The 18,652-nt window shown below is 72.0% G+C and carries 16 protein-coding genes; 5 read left to right on the top strand and 11 right to left on the bottom strand.

From position 1 onward, the window contains the following. Positions 1 to 75: 75 nt before the first annotated feature. Both F9C41_RS06270 and F9C41_RS06265 read right to left on the bottom strand, forming a co-directional pair. Entirely contained in the window at positions 76 to 2,142 is a 2,067-nt protein-coding gene (locus tag F9C41_RS06270) for an RICIN domain-containing protein (protein WP_155385704.1), read from the bottom strand. A gap of 131 nt (positions 2,143 to 2,273) precedes the next feature. Then, positions 2,274 to 4,199 carry a discoidin domain-containing protein gene (locus F9C41_RS06265; protein WP_230689355.1) on the bottom strand — a complete coding sequence of 642 codons (1,926 nt, stop codon included), beginning with the start codon at positions 4,197 to 4,199 and terminating at the stop codon, positions 2,274 to 2,276. 253 nt (positions 4,200 to 4,452) lie between these two features. Between F9C41_RS06265 and F9C41_RS06260 the strand changes: the two genes are divergently transcribed. Then, on the top strand, positions 4,453 to 5,484 hold the full coding sequence (locus F9C41_RS06260) for a LacI family DNA-binding transcriptional regulator (protein ID WP_155385703.1): 1,032 nt from the start codon (positions 4,453 to 4,455) through the stop codon (positions 5,482 to 5,484). A 62-nt stretch (positions 5,485 to 5,546) separates the two neighbouring features. Here the strand turns inward: F9C41_RS06260 and F9C41_RS06255 are convergent, their stop codons facing one another. Further along, a complete protein-coding gene (locus tag F9C41_RS06255) occupies positions 5,547 to 6,008 on the bottom strand; it encodes a hypothetical protein (protein ID WP_155385702.1) in 462 nt (153 codons plus the stop codon). A gap of 144 nt (positions 6,009 to 6,152) precedes the next feature. Here F9C41_RS06255 and F9C41_RS06250 point away from each other — a divergent pair, with 144 nt between their 5' ends. Beyond that, entirely contained in the window at positions 6,153 to 7,199 is a 1,047-nt protein-coding gene (locus tag F9C41_RS06250; protein WP_155385701.1) for a questin oxidase family protein, read from the top strand. 118 nt (positions 7,200 to 7,317) lie between these two features. On the opposite strand, the gene F9C41_RS06245 is transcribed toward F9C41_RS06250, so the two are convergent. From F9C41_RS06245 to F9C41_RS06225, 5 genes are all read right to left on the bottom strand, one after another. Beyond that, positions 7,318 to 7,827 carry a carboxymuconolactone decarboxylase family protein gene (locus tag F9C41_RS06245; protein WP_230689354.1) on the bottom strand — a complete coding sequence of 170 codons (510 nt, stop codon included), beginning with the start codon at positions 7,825 to 7,827 and terminating at the stop codon, positions 7,318 to 7,320. A gap of 96 nt (positions 7,828 to 7,923) precedes the next feature. Next, complete coding sequence (locus tag F9C41_RS06240) at positions 7,924 to 9,030, bottom strand: DNA glycosylase AlkZ-like family protein (protein WP_230689353.1); 1,107 nt, start codon at positions 9,028 to 9,030, stop codon at positions 7,924 to 7,926. A gap of 143 nt (positions 9,031 to 9,173) precedes the next feature. After that, positions 9,174 to 12,530: a S8 family serine peptidase gene (locus F9C41_RS06235; protein ID WP_155385700.1), complete on the bottom strand. Its 3,357-nt coding sequence runs from the start codon at positions 12,528 to 12,530 to the stop codon at positions 9,174 to 9,176. A gap of 126 nt (positions 12,531 to 12,656) precedes the next feature. Next, positions 12,657 to 13,730 (bottom strand): CU044_5270 family protein, encoded by a 1,074-nt coding sequence (locus F9C41_RS06230; protein ID WP_155385699.1) that lies wholly within the window; start codon positions 13,728 to 13,730, stop codon positions 12,657 to 12,659. Beyond that, positions 13,693 to 14,256, bottom strand: coding sequence for an RNA polymerase sigma factor (locus F9C41_RS06225; RefSeq protein WP_155385698.1), 564 nt, complete (start codon positions 14,254 to 14,256; stop codon positions 13,693 to 13,695). Before F9C41_RS06225 ends, F9C41_RS06230 begins: the two co-directional genes overlap by 38 nt. A 158-nt stretch (positions 14,257 to 14,414) precedes the next feature. On the opposite strand from F9C41_RS06225, the gene F9C41_RS06220 reads away from it, so the two are divergent. Both F9C41_RS06220 and F9C41_RS06215 read left to right on the top strand, forming a co-directional pair. After that, positions 14,415 to 14,930 carry a SigE family RNA polymerase sigma factor gene (locus F9C41_RS06220; protein ID WP_155385697.1) on the top strand — a complete coding sequence of 172 codons (516 nt, stop codon included), beginning with the start codon at positions 14,415 to 14,417 and terminating at the stop codon, positions 14,928 to 14,930. After that, the gene (locus F9C41_RS06215) at positions 14,927 to 15,766 is read left to right on the top strand and encodes a hypothetical protein (RefSeq protein ID WP_155385696.1); all 840 of its coding nucleotides are present in this window, start codon (positions 14,927 to 14,929) and stop codon (positions 15,764 to 15,766) included. The genes F9C41_RS06220 and F9C41_RS06215 overlap by 4 nt, the downstream gene beginning before the upstream one ends. Before the next feature lie 107 nt (positions 15,767 to 15,873). Here F9C41_RS06215 and F9C41_RS06210 read toward each other — a convergent pair whose 3' ends face one another. Together F9C41_RS06210 and F9C41_RS06205 are read right to left on the bottom strand one after the other, a co-directional pair. After that, a complete protein-coding gene (locus F9C41_RS06210; protein WP_155385695.1) occupies positions 15,874 to 17,253 on the bottom strand; it encodes a WD40 repeat domain-containing protein in 1,380 nt (459 codons plus the stop codon). After that, positions 17,250 to 17,756, bottom strand: a complete 507-nt coding sequence (locus F9C41_RS06205; RefSeq protein WP_230689352.1) for a SigE family RNA polymerase sigma factor — start codon at positions 17,754 to 17,756, stop codon at positions 17,250 to 17,252. Before F9C41_RS06205 ends, F9C41_RS06210 begins: the two co-directional genes overlap by 4 nt. Positions 17,757 to 17,972: 216 nt before the next feature. Between F9C41_RS06205 and F9C41_RS06200 the strand changes: the two genes are divergently transcribed. Continuing rightward, positions 17,973 to 18,344, top strand: a complete 372-nt coding sequence (locus F9C41_RS06200; RefSeq protein ID WP_196279640.1) for a TraR/DksA family transcriptional regulator — start codon at positions 17,973 to 17,975, stop codon at positions 18,342 to 18,344. A gap of 19 nt (positions 18,345 to 18,363) precedes the next feature. Here the strand turns inward: F9C41_RS06200 and F9C41_RS06195 are convergent, their stop codons facing one another. Continuing rightward, positions 18,364 to 18,552 carry a hypothetical protein gene (locus F9C41_RS06195; RefSeq protein ID WP_155385693.1) on the bottom strand — a complete coding sequence of 63 codons (189 nt, stop codon included), beginning with the start codon at positions 18,550 to 18,552 and terminating at the stop codon, positions 18,364 to 18,366. Positions 18,553 to 18,652 lie beyond the last annotated feature (100 nt).

Here is an 18,652-nt window from a genome sequence, read left to right as displayed (position 1 = left end):
CGCGCCCCCCCGGGGGCGGGTGGAGTCCCGTGCCGGGCGCGACCGCGCAGGTGCGCGGTCGCGCCCGGCTTTCGGTCAGCTCACAGCCGTCAACGTCCAGCGCTGGTTGGCCGCGCCGGTGTACGACCACTGCTGGATCCCCGCGCCGTTAACCGTGGACACGTCCTTGACGTCGAGGGCCTTGCCGCTGTGACGTGCCACGATCCGGCAGGTCCCGGCGCCCGCGGCGAGCAACTGCCACTGCTGGTTGGCCCCGCCCGTGTAGTCCCACTGCTGCACGCCCGCGCCGTCGGCCGTGGACAAGTCCTTGACGTCGAGGGACTTGCCGCTGTGGCGGGCCGTGATGCGGTAGTAGCCGCCGCCGGTGGCGGTGAAACGCCACTGCTGGTTGGCGTTGGCGAAGTAGTCCCACTGCTGGACGGCCGCGCCGTTGCCGGTCGAGGCGTCGCGGACGTCGAGGGCCTTGCCGCTGTGCACGGACGCGATGCGGTAGTGCGCCGTCTCCGACACCGGGCACGGACCGGACGGCTGGCTCGGGCTCGCCGACGGTGACGTGCTGGGCCGGGCCGAAGGCGATGCGCTCGGGCTCGCCGACGGCGACGCGCTGGGTGAGGGCGGGGCCGAGCCGTTCCAGGTGTAGGTGGCCACCGCACCGCCGGGCAGGGTGGCGGTGACGAACATGCCGTTGTACGCGATGCCGAACTGCCGCGAGTCGCCGCTGATGTTCGTCACCACCAGGCTGATCGAGCCGTCGGTGTTGCGCATCGCGACGTTGTGCAGGTCACCGGCGTTGTTGGAGCCGATGCGCACCGCGCCGGGGCGGACGAAGCGGCTCATGTGCCCGATGGTGTAGTACTCGGCGTTGCGGGTGACGGTGGTCCCGTCGACGGTGACGACGCCGGTGCACACGCCGTCGGGGTTGCTGCCGCAGCCGCCGTTGACCGGCCCGCCCTGGGAGTTGAGGGCGAGGTTCCAGTTGAGCACGCCCCGGGCCCAGTTGCGGACCGCCGCGATGTGGATGTTGCGGGCGTGCCACTTGAGGGTGTCGGCGAAGTACTGGGCGAACGGATCGTTCACCCCGCGCCAGCCGGAGCCCTCGGTGAACCAGATGTCCTTGTTCGGGAACGCGTTGTGCAGGTTGGTCTGCGCGGAGGCGTCCCCGGCGTAGTGGTGGTAGCCGGTCCCGGCGATCCACGAGGCGGCCGGGCCGCGCAGCGCGTCGTACGGGTAGTTCGGCTCGGGGTCGTAGCCCAGGCGCTGGGCGTCGGCGGCGTCGTCGGGGTGCAGGGACCAGTTGTGGTCATACGAGATGATCTTCACGTGGCCGAGGCCCGCGGCCTGGAGCATCGGGCCGAGCTCGCCGATGACCCGGTCCTGGTGCGCCACCGGCAGATCCGTGCCGGGATAGTTGTCGGGGGTGCGGTTCTGCGGCTCGTTCTGCACCGTCAGCGCGTAGATCGGCACCCCGGCGGCCTGATATGCCTGCACGAACTTCACCAGGTACAGCGCCCAGGAGCGGAAGTACGCCGGATCGTCCTTGATCCGGCCCCCGGCCAGCGAGTTGTTCGTCTTCATCCACGCCGGCGGACTCCACGGGCTGGCCATGACCTTCAGGCCGGGATTGAGTTGCAGCGCCTGGCGCAGCAGGGGCAGGATCCGCGCCTCGTCGTGGACGATCGAGAACCGGGTCTGGTTCAGGTCGGTCTGCCCCGAGGGCAGGTCGTTGTAGGTGTAGTGCGGCCCGGACACGAAATCCGACGCGCCGATGGGCTGGCGCAGGAAGCTCATGCCGATGCCTTCGGCCGGGCTGAACAGCGAGCGCATGACCTGGTCGCGCTGCGCGGCGGGCAGGCCGTACAGCAGTGCGGCCGACGAATCGGTGATGGACGCGCCGAAGCCGTCGATCGTCTGGAACGTCTGCGCCGCATTGACGTCGATCATGGTGCCGGGCCGGGTGCCGTCGGTGTTGAACGTCGGGCTCGGACCGGCCGCGAGCAGCTGCGACCGGTCGGGAGTGGTGATCCACGACGAGACGGTCGGCCCGGCGACCGCGAGCGCGGGCCCGCCGGTGAAGGTGATCGCCACGGCGGCGACCGTCGCGGTGGCCGCCGCGGCGGCCAGCAGTCTGGTTCTGAGGTGCACGGTTCCTCCAGGTGTCGGGACGGAAGGATGCGGTGCTCGCGGCTCCGCGGCGAGGGGAGATCGCCGCGGAACCGACGTTCGTGGGTGGTGGTGGGACGGCGCCCCTGCCGCCCCACCACCGGGGGGCAAGGTCAGCGGTAGAGCCGCACGTCGGCGACGCTCCACCAGTTGCCGGCGGTCGCGGTGGCCTCGATCCGCAGGTGCCGGGCTCGGGTCGGCGGCACCTCGACGAGGGTGAGCTGGCCGGCTCCGTCACCGGCGGCGAGCTCGCGCCAGGTGACGCCGTCGGTGCTGGCCGACACCCGCCAGCCGCGCGCGTGGTCGCCGAGGTTGCCGCCGCTGTCGATCGCGACCCGCCGGAACACGGTCTGCGCGCCCAGATCCAGCTGCAGGTACTGGCCGGGAGCCTGCGCGGTCCCGCTGCTCCAGCGGGTCGAGGCGTCGCCGTCGACGGCGGCGGCCGGGTTCTCCCCCGTCGGCTGCGCGACCGCGGTCGCGCCGGGCAGCGGCACCTGGCGCATCGGGTCGCGCAGCGACGGCGACGCCGGCCAGGTGAAGGTGGCCAGCGCACCGCCGGGCAGGGTGTACTCGAACAGCTGCGCACCGACCGCGACGGCGAACGTGCGCGGGTCGTCGTTCTCGTTGTGCACGACCAGGGCGGTCGAGCCGTCCGGGTTGCGGAACGCGACGTCGGTGATCTGCCCGTTCCAGCCGGTGGTGCCGAACGAGGTGCTGGCGATGCGCACCGCGCCCGGCCGGACGAACTTCGACAGGTGCCCGATCGTGTAGTACTCGGCGTTGGTGGTGACCGTGCCGTCGGGGGCCACGGTGACCAGGCCGGTGCAGGTGTCGCAGCCGCCGAGGTGCGGGCCGCCGGACGGGTCGAGGGCGAGGTTCCAGTTGACCACGGACTTGGCGTGGTTGCGGGTGGCCCCGACGGTCAGCGTGCGGGCGTGCCAGACCAGGGTGTCGCGGAAGAACTTCGCCGGCGGATCGTCGGCGCCGTGCGACCCGGAGCACTCGGTCAGCCAGATCCCCTTGTCGGGGTGGGCGTCGTGCAGCGCGCTCTGCGCGGCCGGGTCGCCGTAGTAGCAGTGGTAGGCGGTCCCGGCGACCCACCTGGCGGCGGGGTCGGCCAGCACGTCGTACGGGTAGTCGGTCTCCGGGTCCTCGCCGGGCGGGGTGGAGGCGACGTCGTTGGGGTGGGTGGCCCAGTTGTGGTCGAAGGCGAGGATCTTCGTGCGTGGGCTGGCGGCGCGCAGCAGCGGCCCGAGCACGGCGATCACCTTCAGCTGCTGCCGGACCGGCAGGTCGGTGCCCGGGTAGCCGGACGGGACGCGGTTCTGCGGCTCGTTCTGCAGGGACAGGTAGTCGACCGGCACGCCGGCGGCCGCGTAGGCGTGCACGAACTTGACCAGGTAACGGGCGTACGCGTCGTACACCGCGGGGTCGTCCTTGAGCCGGCCGCCGATCAGCGAGTCGGTGGTCTTCATCCACGCAGGCGGGCTCCACGGCGTCGCCATGATCTTCAGCTGCGGGTTGAGCCGGCGTGCCTCGCGCAGCACCGGCAGGACGGCGGCCTGGTCGCGGGCGACGCTGAAGTGGCGCAGCGCGAAGTCGGTGCGGCCGGGTGGCATGTCGTCATAGGTGTAGTGGGCCGCGGCCGCGGTGAAGTCCGAGGACCCGATCGGCTGGCGCAGGAAGCCGACGCCGATGCCGGTGGCGGGGTCGAACAGCTGCCGCATGACCTTGGCGCGGACGGCCGGATCGAGGCCGTGCAGCAGGCTCGCCGACGAGTCGGTCAGCGAGGCGCCGAAGCCGTCCATGCTCTGGTAGGTCTGCCGGGGGTCCACCACGATCGTCGGGTGTGCCGACCGGCCGGGCAGGAACCGCACCGGATCGCGTTCCTGCAGCAGCTCGGCCCGGTCGACGGTGGTCACGAACACCCGTGCGCGCACGGGCGCCTGGCCGCCGGGCGGTGCGGCCGTCGCCGCGCCGCCCGCCGTCAGCGCGACCGTCAGCGCCGCGGCCGTCATGCCGATCAGGGATCTGCTCATCGTTCACCTCGGGTCCCGCGTCCGCCGGGACCGCGGACGCTCCATCTTGTAACAACTGAAACAAGCGTGAAACATCTATGTCCGGCAGACAACCACCCGCCACTTGAAGATGTCAATATGTGCCGCCATGACCATTTAGGAATGGGATATCTAGCTGGACTTATCCCACAAGGAAGCCTGTAACAAGACTTGAAACATCCGCGCGGCAACATGGTCCTCTATGCTGCTCGCATGAAACAGGCGGGTGACACACATGGCTAGCCGCGCCCGGGCCACGGTGCGCGACATCGCCGCCGAGACCGGCCTGTCCATCGCCACCGTCTCCCGGGTCCTCAACGGATACCCGCACGTCGCGCCCCGCACCCGCGACCTGGTGCAGCAGGCCGTCGACCGGCTCGGCACCCAGGCGCCCGCCCCGCGGACCCCACCCGCGCGCCCCCGCCACCGCAGCGCCGTCTTCGTACGCTGCCCCTACCAGCTCACCGACTACTTCGGGCTGATCGTCTCCTCCATCGCCGAGACCCTGCTCGTGCACGGCAGGCACCTCATCCTCGACGCCGGGCAGCTCGCCCAGGACGAAGACGTCCTGCCCACGCTGCCCGAGCAGCCCGGCATCGGCGGAGCCATCCTCATCCTGCCGCCGGAACCCAGCGCCCAGCTGGAAGCCCTGCGCGACAGCGGCTTCCCGTTCGTGGTCGCCGATCCGCGCACCCCCACCCCGCGCGACATCCCCGCCGTGTCCGCGGCGCACTTCTCCGGCGCCCGCGCCATGACCGCCCACCTCGCCCAGCTCGGCCACCGCCACATCGGCGTCCTGGCCGGCCCGCACAACTGGGTCGCCGGCAGCGCCCGGCTGGCCGGACACGCCTCGGCACTCGCCGACGTCGGCATCCTGGCCGACCCCGCACTGGTGCGCTCGGCCGAACCCACCACCGAATTCGGCTACCGGGCCGCCGGTGAACTGCTCGACCTGCCGCGGCGGCCGACCGCCCTGGTCGGGTTCAACGACAAGGCAGCCGTGGGCGCGCTCGCTGCCGCCGCCGAACGCGGGTTGCGCGTGCCCGCGGACCTGTCGGTCACCGGCTTCGACGACATCGACCTCGCCCAGGCGACCACGCCCCGGCTGACCACGGTCCGCCAGCCGCTGGAGGAGATGGGCCGCATGGCGGTCAGCCTGCTGGCCCGCCTGCTGGAACGCCACCAGCTCGAGGCGCTGCACGTCGAACTCGCCCCCGAACTCGTCATCCGCGACTCCACCGGCCCCGTCCCACCCGGCACGCGCTGACCGGCGGGCGGTCGGCGCGGCAGCAGTTCCGGCGCATCGTGATCAGGGGCGCGCGACGACGGTCAGGACGTGGGCGAGGGGATCACCGGCCGTCGGCTCTCGTCGTACACGGGTAGGCGCGCGCCGTCGGTGTCGCGGACGACCACGCGATTCGCCAGTGGACCGCCGAGGCGTACGGTTTCCCACGCCATGCCGTCCCACGTGCCGAGCCCGGGGCAGACGCCGCCCGGGTGTGCACGGCTGGTCACGGTGCCCAGGCGAACCTCGGTGGGGGTCTCGGTCACCGGCAGACTGAACTGACCCGAGCAATAGCCGTCCTCGCTCCAGGCCACGCCGACGGTCAAGAGCTCAGGGTCGGCCTCCGACACCCGCACTTCCTGAGGCTGGTGCTGCGTGACGACCACGCCGGCGTCCTCGGCGAACGGCCCGAAGCCCAGGCGCGAGGCCCCGACGCACAGCAGCAACGGCACGCCCAGCACGGTGACCCCAACGAGCATCGCCCGCCACCCGCCACGCCTGTCCATGTGACGAGTATCGATGATCGACGACAGCGCCGCTGTCCGCCTCGTCGGCGAACATGCAGTGCCGGCAGGCGCCGCTCGCGTTGATGTCATAGCAGGCCAGAAGTCATTGACATCAAGTGCACTTGAGATTGCATGCTGTTGACCATGACAAACGGGGTTCTTGACGAGGTATACCAGCGACTGGAGCAGACCGGGCCAGAGCGCGACGGCTGGCTGTCCAATCACGCGCCGATGGCGGCCGAAGCCCTGGTCCGGCACGGATACGGCGACCGGGTGCATGCCTGGATCGACGGTTACGCCGACCGGCTGTCCGAACGCCCGCGCGGCATCCAGCGCATCTCGGCCGGGCAGTGGCGCGAGCCGCTGGGCGATCCGGTCCGCACCGGTGACTGGCTCACCTTCTTCGACCGGCAGCTCACCGAGCGGCCCTGGCGCGAGGTGCTGATCGAGTGGTGGCCGCGGCTGCTGCCGGGGGTGGCGGCCGGTGCCACGCACGGCGTCATCAGGGTCGGGCACGCCGTACGTGCCCTGCTCGACAGCGAGCACGACGGCGCGGCGACCCCGGCTCGGGTGACCGAGCTGGGCGCGGGGCTCGGCTACTGGGCCGCCCGTTGGCAGCCGCTGGCGCCGGCCGGCAAGGGGCCGTACCGGTCGACCGATCCGCGCTCGGCTTTGGACGCGGTGCCCCGGGTGCCGCATCAGCGGTCAGGCATCCGCACCCGGCTGGCACAGCTCGCCGACCTGCCCGGCTGGCCGGAGTCGGCCGGGGCGGTGCCCGGTGACGGCGAGTCCGGTCTGCCGGACCGGTTGGCCGCCATCGTCGAGGCGGCCGTGCTGCGGTACGGCACGCACGGGCACGGCAACCCGGTGATGCTGGTGCACGCGGCGACCGCCCCCAGCGCGATCGCCCGTGTGGTGCCGGTGCTGCCGCCCGCGCTGTGGGAGCCGAGCGTGCAGGCCGCCTGGGCCGCCACCGCCGCGGTGACCAGCGCGTACTCGCCCGCGGACGCCAGGGCGATGCCGGATCGGGGCGCGACGGACCCGGCCGACCTGATGGCACGCGGGTTGCACGACCAGGACTCGCACGGCATCAAGTTCATCGACACGGCCCTTGACGTGCACCGGCGCACCGGCGAACAGGCGGTGCTGGACGTGGCGACGTACGCCAATGAGCTGATCACCAGGGGTTGACCCGACAGCCGCGCGCCCTCAGGGTCACCGCCTCATCCGGCCAGCTGGTCGCCGTCGTAGATCTCGTAACGGCTCTCGGCGGGATTGTCGCCCACGGTGGCGGCCATCGTGATTCCTCTCAGGGCTGCGGGCTGACGGGGTGGCGGCTGACGATGGATATCCGGTTGAAGGCGTTCATGGCGATGATCACCCAGCTCAGCGCGGAGATCTCCTCGTCGGTCAGGTGCTGCCTGGCGGTGGCGTAGTGCCGTTCCTGCGCGCCGTCGGCGGGCAGCGTGGTGAGGGATTCGGCCAGGGTCAGCGCGGCCCGTTCCCGATCGGTGAACAGGGTCGTGTCACTCCAGGCCGGCAGGACGGCGATGCGCTGGGCGTTCTCACCGGCGGCCAGGGCGTCACGGACGTGCACGTCCAGGCAGTACGCGCAACGGTTGAGCTGCGAGACCCGGATGTTGACCAGCTCGACGAGGACGCGGCCGAGCCCGGCGTCGCGCGTGGCCTGCCGGACCGCTGCCGCAAGATCGCGTTGTGCGCGATACACCTGCGGGTGCTGTTTGTCGATGAGCACCCGCGGCGCGTCCTGTTCCGTGGCCATCACGTCCCCCTCCTGCCGCTCGGTGAGCGCCGCCATGCAGTCAAGACAGGACAGCACTCCCGAATGTGACACCTCGCCTGCGTGGAAGACCTTCAATTTGAGCTGGGTCACATTTGGCCCGGCAATGGCGAATCAGTCCAGCGGACGGTCGAGGTGCAGGTCGAGCCACGCCGCCAGGTCCGCGATCTCGCGGTCGACCGCGGCCGTCATCGCCTTCGTGAACGGCACGTCCCGGTGGATCGCGTCGACGCGCAGCACACCCGCACGCCGGTCGGCGGTGGCGTCGAGTTTGCCGACCAGCCGGTCGCCGTGCAGGATCGGCATGGCCCAGTAGCCCCACCGGCGTTTGGCCGCGGGTTTGTACATCTCCAGCTGATACTCGAACTCGAACAGGTCGGTCATCCGCTTGCGGTCGAAGACGAGGCGGTCCAGCGGCGACAGCAGCGCGGTCCGGCCGGTGAACGGCTGACCCAGCTGGGCCGGGTCGACCCGCCAGCGGCCCCGCAGTCCCTCGATCACGGCCGGTTCACCGGCCTCGTCCACGTCGACCGGCTCGACGGGCTGCTTGGCGCTGCTGCTGCGGGCGATACCCAGCGAACGCAGCCGCCGCTCGCCGCGGATCCGCGCCGCCTCGCCGGCCGCGACCACCCGGTCATCGGGGAAGATCCGGTCCGCCAGGTCCCACAGCCGCTCACGGCCGTCCCGGCCGGCGACGGCGACCTCGCCACGCGCCTCCATCAACTCCAGCATCTTGAGCACGTTGCGGTCGTTGCTCCAACCGCTCGACGGCCACCGCAGCTCGCACGAGTCGGGCAGTTCCCGGGCCGGCAGGGGCCCGTCGGAGCGCAGGCGGCGAAGGATGTCCAGCCGGCAGCCGCGGTTGGCCTCGACCCAGTCGCTCCGGTACTCCTGCCAGTCGAGCAGCTCACCGCGGCCGGGCCAGTCGGCCATGTCCGCGCGGTAGAGCGCGAGGTCGGCGGCGGGACGGATCATGCCCTGCAGCTCCAGCAGCGCCTGGTCGCCCAGCGCGGCTTCGAGGTCCGCCGGCCGGTAGGCCGACCCCAGCCGGGACCACAGCACCAGATCCGCATTGGGCGCCACGGCCGCCGTCTGGTCGGCCTGCAGCAGCGTCAGCCGCTGCACGACGCCGAGCAGTGCGGTCGGCCGGGGCCGATCCAGCAGCTGGGCGCGTACGGCCATGCGGCGTGCCTCGGCGCGGGTGAGCTCATGTACTCCCACGGCCTGAGCGTAGGCCAGCGGTCTGACATGGCTCGGCCCGGCGCATGCAGCCCAGGCCACGGACGCGAGGGAAGAACAGCCAGCGTGAGGTGAACGTGCCTGCCCGCCCGGTGCTGGGCGGGCACGTTCACCTCACGACGCGGCTAGCCGCTGAACCGGTACGCGCGCAGGATGGCCTGCTCCACCTTGTTGCCGCGGATGTCGACGGCCACGGCGCGCAGTGACACGAACCCCTCCCCCGCCGGATGGCGCAGTGTGATCATGCCCTGGTGCACCGCCGTCCTGGCCCAGGTGCTGCCGTCGTCATAGGACACCTCGACGGTCAGGCTGCTCATCTTCCCGACCGGCGCGCCCGGCTGCGCGACGACCGACACCGGCACCGTGAACGTTCGACCGGCCGGCGCAGTGTTGAACCGGTCCAGCGCCGGTGAGAACCGGACCGCCCAGAGCGGCAGCACCCCGGTGCCGTGTCCGGAGCGGAACGTCCAGGCCGCGGTCGTCTGCGTGGACGACGCGAACGGGGTTCCCCGCGCCGCGGCGACCTCCAGCCGATACCGCGCGTCGCCCGGCGCGACCGTGAACGCGCCGCGCCCGGCGAGCTCCGCAGCGCCGACCCGGACCCCGTCGCGGTGGAGCACCGTCGTGCCCAGCCCGACCTCGCGGTCGACCCGGCCCGCACCGTCGCCGTACAGCGACAGGTCCACGTCGATGACGTCGCCGCTGCGGGTGACGCCCGTCGTCGAGTCGCCGCCGGCAGCGAAGGCGGGGCCGAAGACGGCCTGGTTCCACCGCTGCTCGTAGGTCCGGCCCGCGACGAATGCCGTCCAGCCGCTCACCACGGGACCGTAACGCCAGCCGTCGCCTGACACCGGATCCGTCCAGGTGCGGTACAGCCGCGCGCGCCACTGCTTGCCCGGTTCGACGTCGACGTAGTGGACTGTCGTGGACGGCAGCTTCGAGGCGATCGGGAACACGGGCGTCTCGTCCTCCCGGCCGGGCCGGATGCTGCTGGCGGCTCCCCACAGTCCGTCCATCGGCTCGTCTCCGGCGGCCACGGTGACGGGCAGCGTCACGAGTTCGCCTTCGGCGACGTTGCGCCGGTATCCGCTGATCAGCCGCCCGTTCGTCTGGTGGTGGCTGATCGTGTAGACCCAGGGGCTGTCGTGGAAGTAGCCGTCGGCGTCGGTGCCCTCCTTGGCGAACACCGCGCTGATGAACGAGGTGAAACCCGCCGCCGGGAGGCCGTCGCCGACGTCCGCGGTGTAGAGGTTCTCGAACGACGAGCCGCCCTGCCCGCTGACGATCGGGCCGTTCGGGGTCTGCAGGCTGAACGCGATGTTCACCGACGCCAGGGCCGCCGCCGGTCGGGGCACCGTGATCATGCTCGTCCTGCCCTGCCGCGCGTCGAACGTCACGACACGGTCGGCGGTCACGTCCAGCGCCGGATGGACCAGCAGGGTCAGGGCGGGGTCCGCGCGGTCGACCAACCAGCTGCTCAGCGCGTAGCGGCCTTTGGGCAGACGCAGGGTGGCCGTCCCGTCCGAGCCCGCGGCGTTGAAGCCGACCAGGCCGTCGTATCGGGTCACGTCGTCGGCGAACTGCGCCGGACGTCCGTTGCGGTCGAGGTGCTCGAGGGTGACGGTGTAGCTCTCCGCCTCCCGGTGCACGCCGAACGGCGTACGCACCGTGCGGCCGTCGGCGCCGGTCGCGGTCAGCGCACCGGCCGCCAGGCCGTCCGGACCGGCCACCCGGGTGTCGGCGGTGACCGTCGCCTGCGCGCTGCCGCCCGCGGGGACCGTCAGCCGTCCGGGGGCGACGGTGAACATGCCGGCCGGCGCGGGGCTGCCGGCGATCGTGGCGGTGGCGGCCAGGTCGAGGGTGATCGGCGTCGTCGACGCGTTGGCGTAGGTGACGGCGCGGGTCAGCACCGGGTCGTCGCCGTGCGGCCAGAGTTGCGTGCCGAAGCTGAGACTGCCGGGTTCGGCGGTCACCGCCTGGTCGACGGCCGCGGCGACGTCCACCCGCCCGGCACCCTGGTCGAAGACGGTGGCCGACGCGTTCGGCCGGGCCGTGCCCATCAGCGCGGCCTTGATCCGTGGGCCGGTCCACGCCGGGTGCTGCTGGGCGAGGATCGCGGCCGCTCCGGCGGTGTGCGGTGTCGCCATCGACGTGCCGGACAGGGTCACGTAGGAGTCGCCGGGATCGCCGCCGAGGCTTGTGGCGTCCTTGCTCCGCGCGGCGGTGATGTCCACGCCGGGTGCGGTCAGGTCCGGTTTGATGCCGCCGTCGCCGGTCCGGGGTCCGCGGCCGGAGAAGTCGGCGATCGCGTCGGTCTTGCCGACCGCGCCGACCGCCAACGCCGCGTCGGCGCTGGCCGGGCTGCTCACCGACGTCGCGTACGGTCCGTCGTTGCCGGCCGCGATCACGAACAGGGTGCCGTACTGCCGGGTGAGGGTCTCGACCGCCTCTTCCAGGGGATCGATCCCCGGCGAGTCCCACCCGCCCAGGCTCATGTTGACGATCCTGGCGCGCTGCTCCGCGGCGGCCCACTGCATCCCGGCCAGGATCCACGACTCCTCGCAGCCCCACTCGACGCAGACCTTGCCGTCGAGCAGCCGCACGCCGGGGGCGACACCACGGTACCGGCCGCCCGAGGCCGCGCCGCTGCCCGCGACGGTCGACGCGACGTGGGTGCCGTGGCCGGTGAGGTCGCGGTCGTCCTCACCGCCCTGGTCGACGCCACCGGTGAAGTTGCTGCGGGCGGTCACCTTGCCGGCGAGGTCGGGATGGGTGTCGTCGATGCCGGTGTCGAGCACCGCCACGGTCACGCCCTGACCGGTGAGCCCCGCCTGCCAGGCCGCGGGTGCGCCGATCTGCGCGACGCTCCCGTCGAGGGTAGGTTTGAGCAGGGCGTCCAGCCATACCTTGGCGATCCCGGGGCGCATCGCCTGTCCGGTCTGGCCCGTCAGTTCCCGCCAGAACGCGGCCGCCTGCGCGCGGTCCTGCGCGACGGACAGCATCCCCAGCCGGGGCAGCTGCCGCCGGACCCGTCCGCCGGTCGGCATGGCGGCGGCAGCCGAGCGGGTCTGTGCCGCGCCCGCACCGTCGGCGGTGACGAGGAGCGGAAGCTCGGCGCGCTGGGCGTCGTAGCCGTACGCCAGCAGGGCCGTGACGTCGAACAGCCGCGGGTCCAGCCGGCCCGCGGTCAGCAGTGCCATGGCGTCGCTCGGGATCACCCGCAGGTGGCCCCGGGACCGGCTGGTCGCGAAGGTGACGTGGGCGCGGCCCTTCGCCGGCTGGATCGACACCGCTGTGCCGTCGCCGACGGTGACCTGGTCGCCTGTCACCAGGGTGACCGTCTGTCCGGCTCGGGCACGCGGCGTCGCCGCGCCGGCCGTCGCCTGTGTCGCCGCCGCGGGCTGCGCGGTGCCGGGCAGGGGCCCGGCCAGCAGGCCGGCCGGTAGCAGGAGCGCCGCGGTGAGTGTTCGCTTCCATCGCATGGGAGATGTTCCGTCCTATGAGGGGGATGTTTTCGGGCACGCTGAAGCCGGGTGCGGGCCGGATCAGGTCCGGCCCGCACCGGGGAGATGGGGATGTGCGCTGTCCGGCCGCGGGCGGCCGTGCGGTCAGGACCGCGGCGGCGACGTGTCCGTGAACCGGTCGTCGAGCAGCACGACGCTCGACGACGGTTCCTTCAGCGCCAGCAGGGCACCCGACTGCGGGTCGATGACCAGCGTCGACTCGTACGTGCTGCCGTCTTCGTTGCGGTACGCGTAGCCGATCCCCGCGCCCGTACGCCCGCGCTCGTCGCGCACGTTCTCGGTGAGCTTCAGGCCGGGCAGGCCGGCCAGCATCCGGTAGGTCGCCGCGCGCACCCGCGGACCCACCGGCAGCTCTGTGAGCAGGTTGCGGGCGCTGGAGAAGAGCATCTCCACCCGCCACCGCTCCAATTCGTCGGGCCGCAGGTCGCCGCGCGTCTCATCGTCGGCCTTGATGAGGTATGCCTTGAGCGCGTCCGGATCGGTCGGCAGCGCCTGGACCTGCGCGTAGGTGAGCTTCCGGCCGCCCAGTTCGAAGCCGGGGCTGGTCGTGGCGCCGACTTTGCGTGTGCCGGGTCCGGCCGGGATCTGCCTGCCCACCTTGCCGTCGGGCCCGGCGGACGTCCACTGCTTCGGCGATCCCGCCGCCGCCCACGCGGCCCGGTCGGCGTCGGTCGCCGGGGCCGCACCCAGCCACCGGGTCACGATGACGAGCTGTCCCCCGGCACGCATCGCATGCCAGGTCTCGACCTCGTTGCGGCCGAGGACGTGGTATCCGCCGACGTCGTACAGGTGGTACATCTCCTGTTCGGTCACCCAGTACCCGCCGGTCTCCGGGGCCAGTGCGGCGGTTTTGTCGGCCGCCGCGAGCAGGACGGCGCGCGCGGTCACCGGTTCGGCTGGCGGGGCGGACTGCTCCGGCCGGGCTTCGGGCACCTCGACGGGCGTGTGCGAGGTGGACACGACGAGCGCGACGGCGATCAGGCCTGCGGCCGCGGCGGGCAGCAGAGCGGCCAGGACCAGGCGGGGGCGCGAGCGCGGCACGGACCGTACGCCTGCCGGCAGTTCGGGAAAGTGCGGCGCAGGCCCGTCCGGGGCGTCGTCGAGCACCGCGGGACGCGCGTCAGCGATCAGCTGCAACGCGCGGCGATGGCGATTCATCTGCGGATCTCCTGTGTGCTGAAGGGATGCGGGCGGCCATGGCCGACTGTGCGGCGAGGGCGTTGTCGAACCGGTTCCGGGCGCGGTGCAGCCGTACGAAGAAGGTGGCTGTCGCGCAGCCGACCACCTTCGCGGCGTCGCGCGCCGACAGGCCGTGCCAGGCGACGAGGGTGAGCAGCTCGCGGTCGGCGGCGCCGAGGGCGTCGAGGGCCGCGAGGGTCGCCGACCGCTCGGCCACCACGTCGGCCACGTCGCCCTCGACCGCGGCTTCGGCCTGCGACAACAGGCTGAGCTGGCGGGCCTCGGCGCGGTGCTGCTCGTGCACGACGTTGCGGGCCACGCCGAGCAGCCACGGCAGGGGGTCGGCGGGGACGGCGTCGAGCCGCCGCCACGCCACGAGGAAGGTGTCGTTGACGATGTCGTCGGCGGCACCACGCCCGGCCCGGGTCACCGCGTACGCGTAGACCTGCCGGCGATGTCGGTCGAACAGCGCGGTGAACCGCGCCCGCTGTGCGGAATGTGTCACTGGCCCTGCTCCTTGGGGAAGGTTAGCCGTCGACCAGTAGTGGCGCTGCGCGACCGATTCTTACCGGCGATATCGGATTCCCCGGAAAACCTGTCCGCAAGTGACATAGCGACGCCCCTCCGATCGCGTGTGGACAGGTGACACGAGGGGAGAACCTGATGGACGAACTCGCCGAGCGGGAGTTCCGGGAGTATGTGGCGCTGCGACAAGGGGCCCTGTATCGCCTCGCCTACCTGCTCACCGGGCATCACCAGGACGCCGAGGACCTGATTCAGGTCGCGCTGACGAAACTGGCGTTGCACTGGCCGAGAGTGCACCGATCGGGATCGCCGGACGCGTACGTCCGCAAGATCCTGTATCGCCAGCACATCAGCATCTGGCGGGGCAGCCGGAACCGCCGCGAGCACGTGATGGGCCTGCTGCCCGAGATGACCGCGGTCGAGGATCCGTCCAGCGAGACGGTCCTCAAACTGGCGCTGTCACGGGTGCTCGGCGAGCTGACCCGCCGGCAGCGGGCGGTGGTGGTGCTGCGCTACTACGAGGACCTGCCAGAGGCAGAGGTGGCCGCGCTGATGGGCACCTCGGTCGGGACAGTTCGCAGTCAGGTCCATCGCACGCTGACCCGCCTTCGTGTGCTGTGTCCGGAGCTGAGATACATCGAGGAGCCAGTATGAACGCGCCACACGAACCTGATCTGAAAGCGGCCATGCAGCGGCTGTCGGACGTCGCCGGTCCGCCTGACCTCGCCGATGCCGCGCTGCGGGGGGCCAAGGGCATGCGGCGCATGCGTGGTGTCCTGGCGGCGCTGGCCGCGCTCGCCACCGTGGCCGGTCTGTCCGTCCCCTTCCTGGTCACAGGCGGTCCGCGTGCCGATTCACCCGGATTCACCCTGCCGGTCGGCGCTGCCGCGTCCGCGGCGGGTCTGGGCGGCTGCCAGGACGCGCCCATGGTCAACCCGACGACCAAGGAGGTCGCGGAGCAGCACTGGCCGAAGTATGTGCAGACGGTGCTGGGTCTGCTGCCCGACCGCGACGACTACGTCGTGCAGAACACTCATGACATCTGCAACTGGGGCGAGCCGGGGGCGTCGAACGCCTACACCGTGATCAACCTGGGTCACCTTCGTGAGCACGGCCACCTCACCGTGAACCTGTATGTGTACGACACCGTCCGGTGGGTGCCGGACTCCTGTGCCGACCTGGACGCCCTCGCCGCCGAGGGGCACCTGGACGTCCTGTTCTGCCAGGCGGGCGTGAACGCCGAGCCCCTGCTGTACGCGACGGCGTACGCCAGCACCAGCGTCACCGTCGGCGCCGTCTACGCCGATCACCGCGCGGTGGTCATGGAGCGCAACGATGCGGAGGCAGTCCCGGTGATCAGTGTCGACGAGCTCAAGGTCGTCGTCGCCGACCGGGCACTGCTGGACCTGATCCCGACAGCGGACGGTCCACTGCCGACTCCGTCGGCGGGTCGGCCGGTACCCGAAGCGAGCACATCTCCGACGCGGTGACGGGGTGGGCGCGGTGCGTCGTACCCGCCCACCCGCCGTGGTCAGGTAGGCAACCGAGTCGCCCCGGGCAGCAGTGCTGCCCGGGGCGACTCGCGTTGCAGCAGCCGCTAGACCGCCGCTCGCAGCCGACGTGCCGACCGGCGTATCCGCCGCCAGATCAGCAGCCCGGCACCTATGGCGACGACGGCGACGACGGCGCTCAGGGCCAGCGGCCACGGGCCGCGCTGCGGGCTGCCGGCCGTCCGGACGGTCAGCTCGGGCAGCATGCCGGTGGCCAGGTGCAGGTCGAACGTGCGGCAGGTCTGCATGCCCAGCTCGCAGGTGCTGCCGGTGTCGAAGCTCGACAGCGTCCGGCGGGTGCCGGTGCCCAGCTGCACCTCCGCGAGCGAAAGCCGGCCGGCGTCGTCGACGGTCGCGACGACCACCGTGCTCGCCGAGCGCCAGCCGAGCAGCTGCACGACATCGCCGACCGGCGGCGGAGCCGTCACCGGCGGGTCGGCCGCGATGGGCCAGAACGCGACGTCGCCGGCTTTCCACAGGAACGTGGCGTGGCCGGTGTCGCCGCCGGTGGTGCCGTTGAACGGCCCGTCCGACAGCCACGGCACGGTGGCCAGGAACTCGCCGTCCGGCGACCAGCCGACGTCGGCGGCCAGCTCGCGTCCGGCCGGCAGCTCGACGGTGCCGTACTCGCGGCCGTCGACGTCGAGCAGGTGCGCGTGCTGGCCGACCTGGACGGCGAGCCGGCGGCTGTCGGGCGCGAACGCCGCCGTCCACGCCGGTGCGATCGACGGCACCGCGGTGCTGCGCCCGGTGGACAGGTCGAGCAGTCTCAGCGTGCCGGTGCGGGCCACCTCGGCCGCGACGAAGTTCACGCTGCCGAAGTCACCGGACCCGGTCAGCGGCGCGGCGCTGTACGCGACGTGGCGGCCGTCGGCAGACCAGGCCAGCAGCCGTACGCCGACCGGGTCGCCGATCGGGATCGACCTGCGCGCACCGGTGGCCAGGTCGACCAGGACCAGGTCCGCGGTCGCGCCGCGGTCGTCGCCGAGCAGCACGCCGGTGCCGTCCGGCGCGAGCAGCGCGGAGGGACGCCCCCGTTCCTGCATGGCGTCGACCTGCCGGTAGGTGTCCCGGTCGGCCCCGACGACCAGCGGCTGGAACATGTTGAACAGCTCTCCGTTGCCGTAGCCGTAGAGGGCGATCGCGCGGCCGGGGGGAGCCTGGCCGACGGTGCTGGTGAGCATCGAGTATCCGGCGAGCCGGTCCGGCAGGCTCGGGCTGCTCGGCGGTGCGGCCGTCGGCGCGGGCAGCGGGAACCCGGGCACGACGAGGACGGCGAGCAGGAGCACGACGACCGCGCTTAGGCCTGCGGCGCCGATCCGCCGGTGCCGGACCTCGCGGCGGGCCCGGGCGAGCACGACGTCCAGGTGGCCGGGCGGCAGCGCGGGTGGCGGATCGTCCGGTACGGCGGCGAACAATTCTCTCATGGTGTGTCCGACCTTCCCGGCTCGTATTCGGGCAGCAGGCGGCGCAGCGCCGCGATGGCGTACGACGTCTGGCTCTTGACCGTCCCGGTCGAGCAGCCCAGCGCCGTCGCGGTCTGCGCCACATCGAGGTCCTCCCAGTAGCGCAGGACCAGGACCGCACGCTGCCCGGCGGACAGCTTCGCGAGCGCGGCCAGCAGGTCGACGCGGTGTTCGGCGCTCGCCATCGGCACCGTCGCGGGCCCGGTCACCTCGGCCACCGGCCAGACCCGGCGGGTCCACGACCGCTGCCGCTCGGCCAGGTAGGAGTGGACCAGGATCGCCCGCACGTAGGCGTCGACCGACTCCGCCGCCGACGCCTTGCGCCAGTGCCGGTACAGCGCCACTAGGCAGTCCTGCACCAGGTCGTCCGCGGCCGGCCACTGCCCGCACAGCCGGTACGCCAGCCGTCGCAACCACGGCATCCGTGCCTGCACGTACTCGACGTACTCTCGTTCGTTTCGCAACCCGGCCTCCCAACCACACAAGGAGTGATCCGGGACCCGTTTCGGTTGTGGCGGATCCTGATCGAATTTCACCTGCGCCGGGGAGTCGGCTCGGTCGTACGGTGTTTCATCGTCGACTACATCAATGCAGCCGGTATGGTCTCAGATCTCACATCGCCGCGGCGGGTGAGCCGGTCGGCAGAGGGCACGGCCGCCTGTGGCATGAGGAGGACCCGCATGACGTCTGTCGACGACGGAGTGGACCTGGAACAGGTCGCGGCGTTGCTGCGCCAGCGGCACGAACAGACCGTCGAACAGATCCGCGTGCAGACCGCCGAGTCGCACCACCTGCGGCAGGCCGCCCGGCACGAGCCCGGCGACGTGGCCGACGCGGGTTCGCTGATCAGCGACACCGCGCAGCGGGACATCGTCACGGCGGCGCTGACCGAGCAGGCCGAGCGCTTGTCGGCGGCGCTGGACCGGCTGCGCGACGGCTCGTTCGGCCGGTGCCGCACCTGCGGGCAGCAGATCCCGCTCGCCCGGATGGAGGTCATGCCGTGGGCCATCCACTGCATCTCCTGTCAGCAGCGCGCCGAACGGGGCCGCTGACCGGCTGGCTCCGTCGCGGTCACTGCTCGCCGAACCCGGCGGCAAGGTTCGCGGCGGACCGGATCTGCGTGGCGTTCGTGGCGACCGCGCACGGAGCCGGCTCACCGCAGCCGCCGCAGGACGGATCATCCGCCGAAGCGGGCTGATGCACCCGGAGGAGTTCGACAGCGGTGCTCACGACCACGCTGTCGGCATCGAACAGATACATGAGACTCCCTTTCGGCACGGGCAGGTAAAACGAACGTCTGATGACCGTGGATATCCGCACGGATGATCGCCCAAACATGTCCGGCGAGCCGATGATGATC

This window comes from Catellatospora paridis (assembly GCF_009720365.1).
Classification (GTDB): Bacteria; Actinomycetota; Actinomycetes; order Mycobacteriales; family Micromonosporaceae; genus Catellatospora; species Catellatospora paridis.
This window is presented reverse-complemented; position numbering and strand designations above follow the sequence as displayed.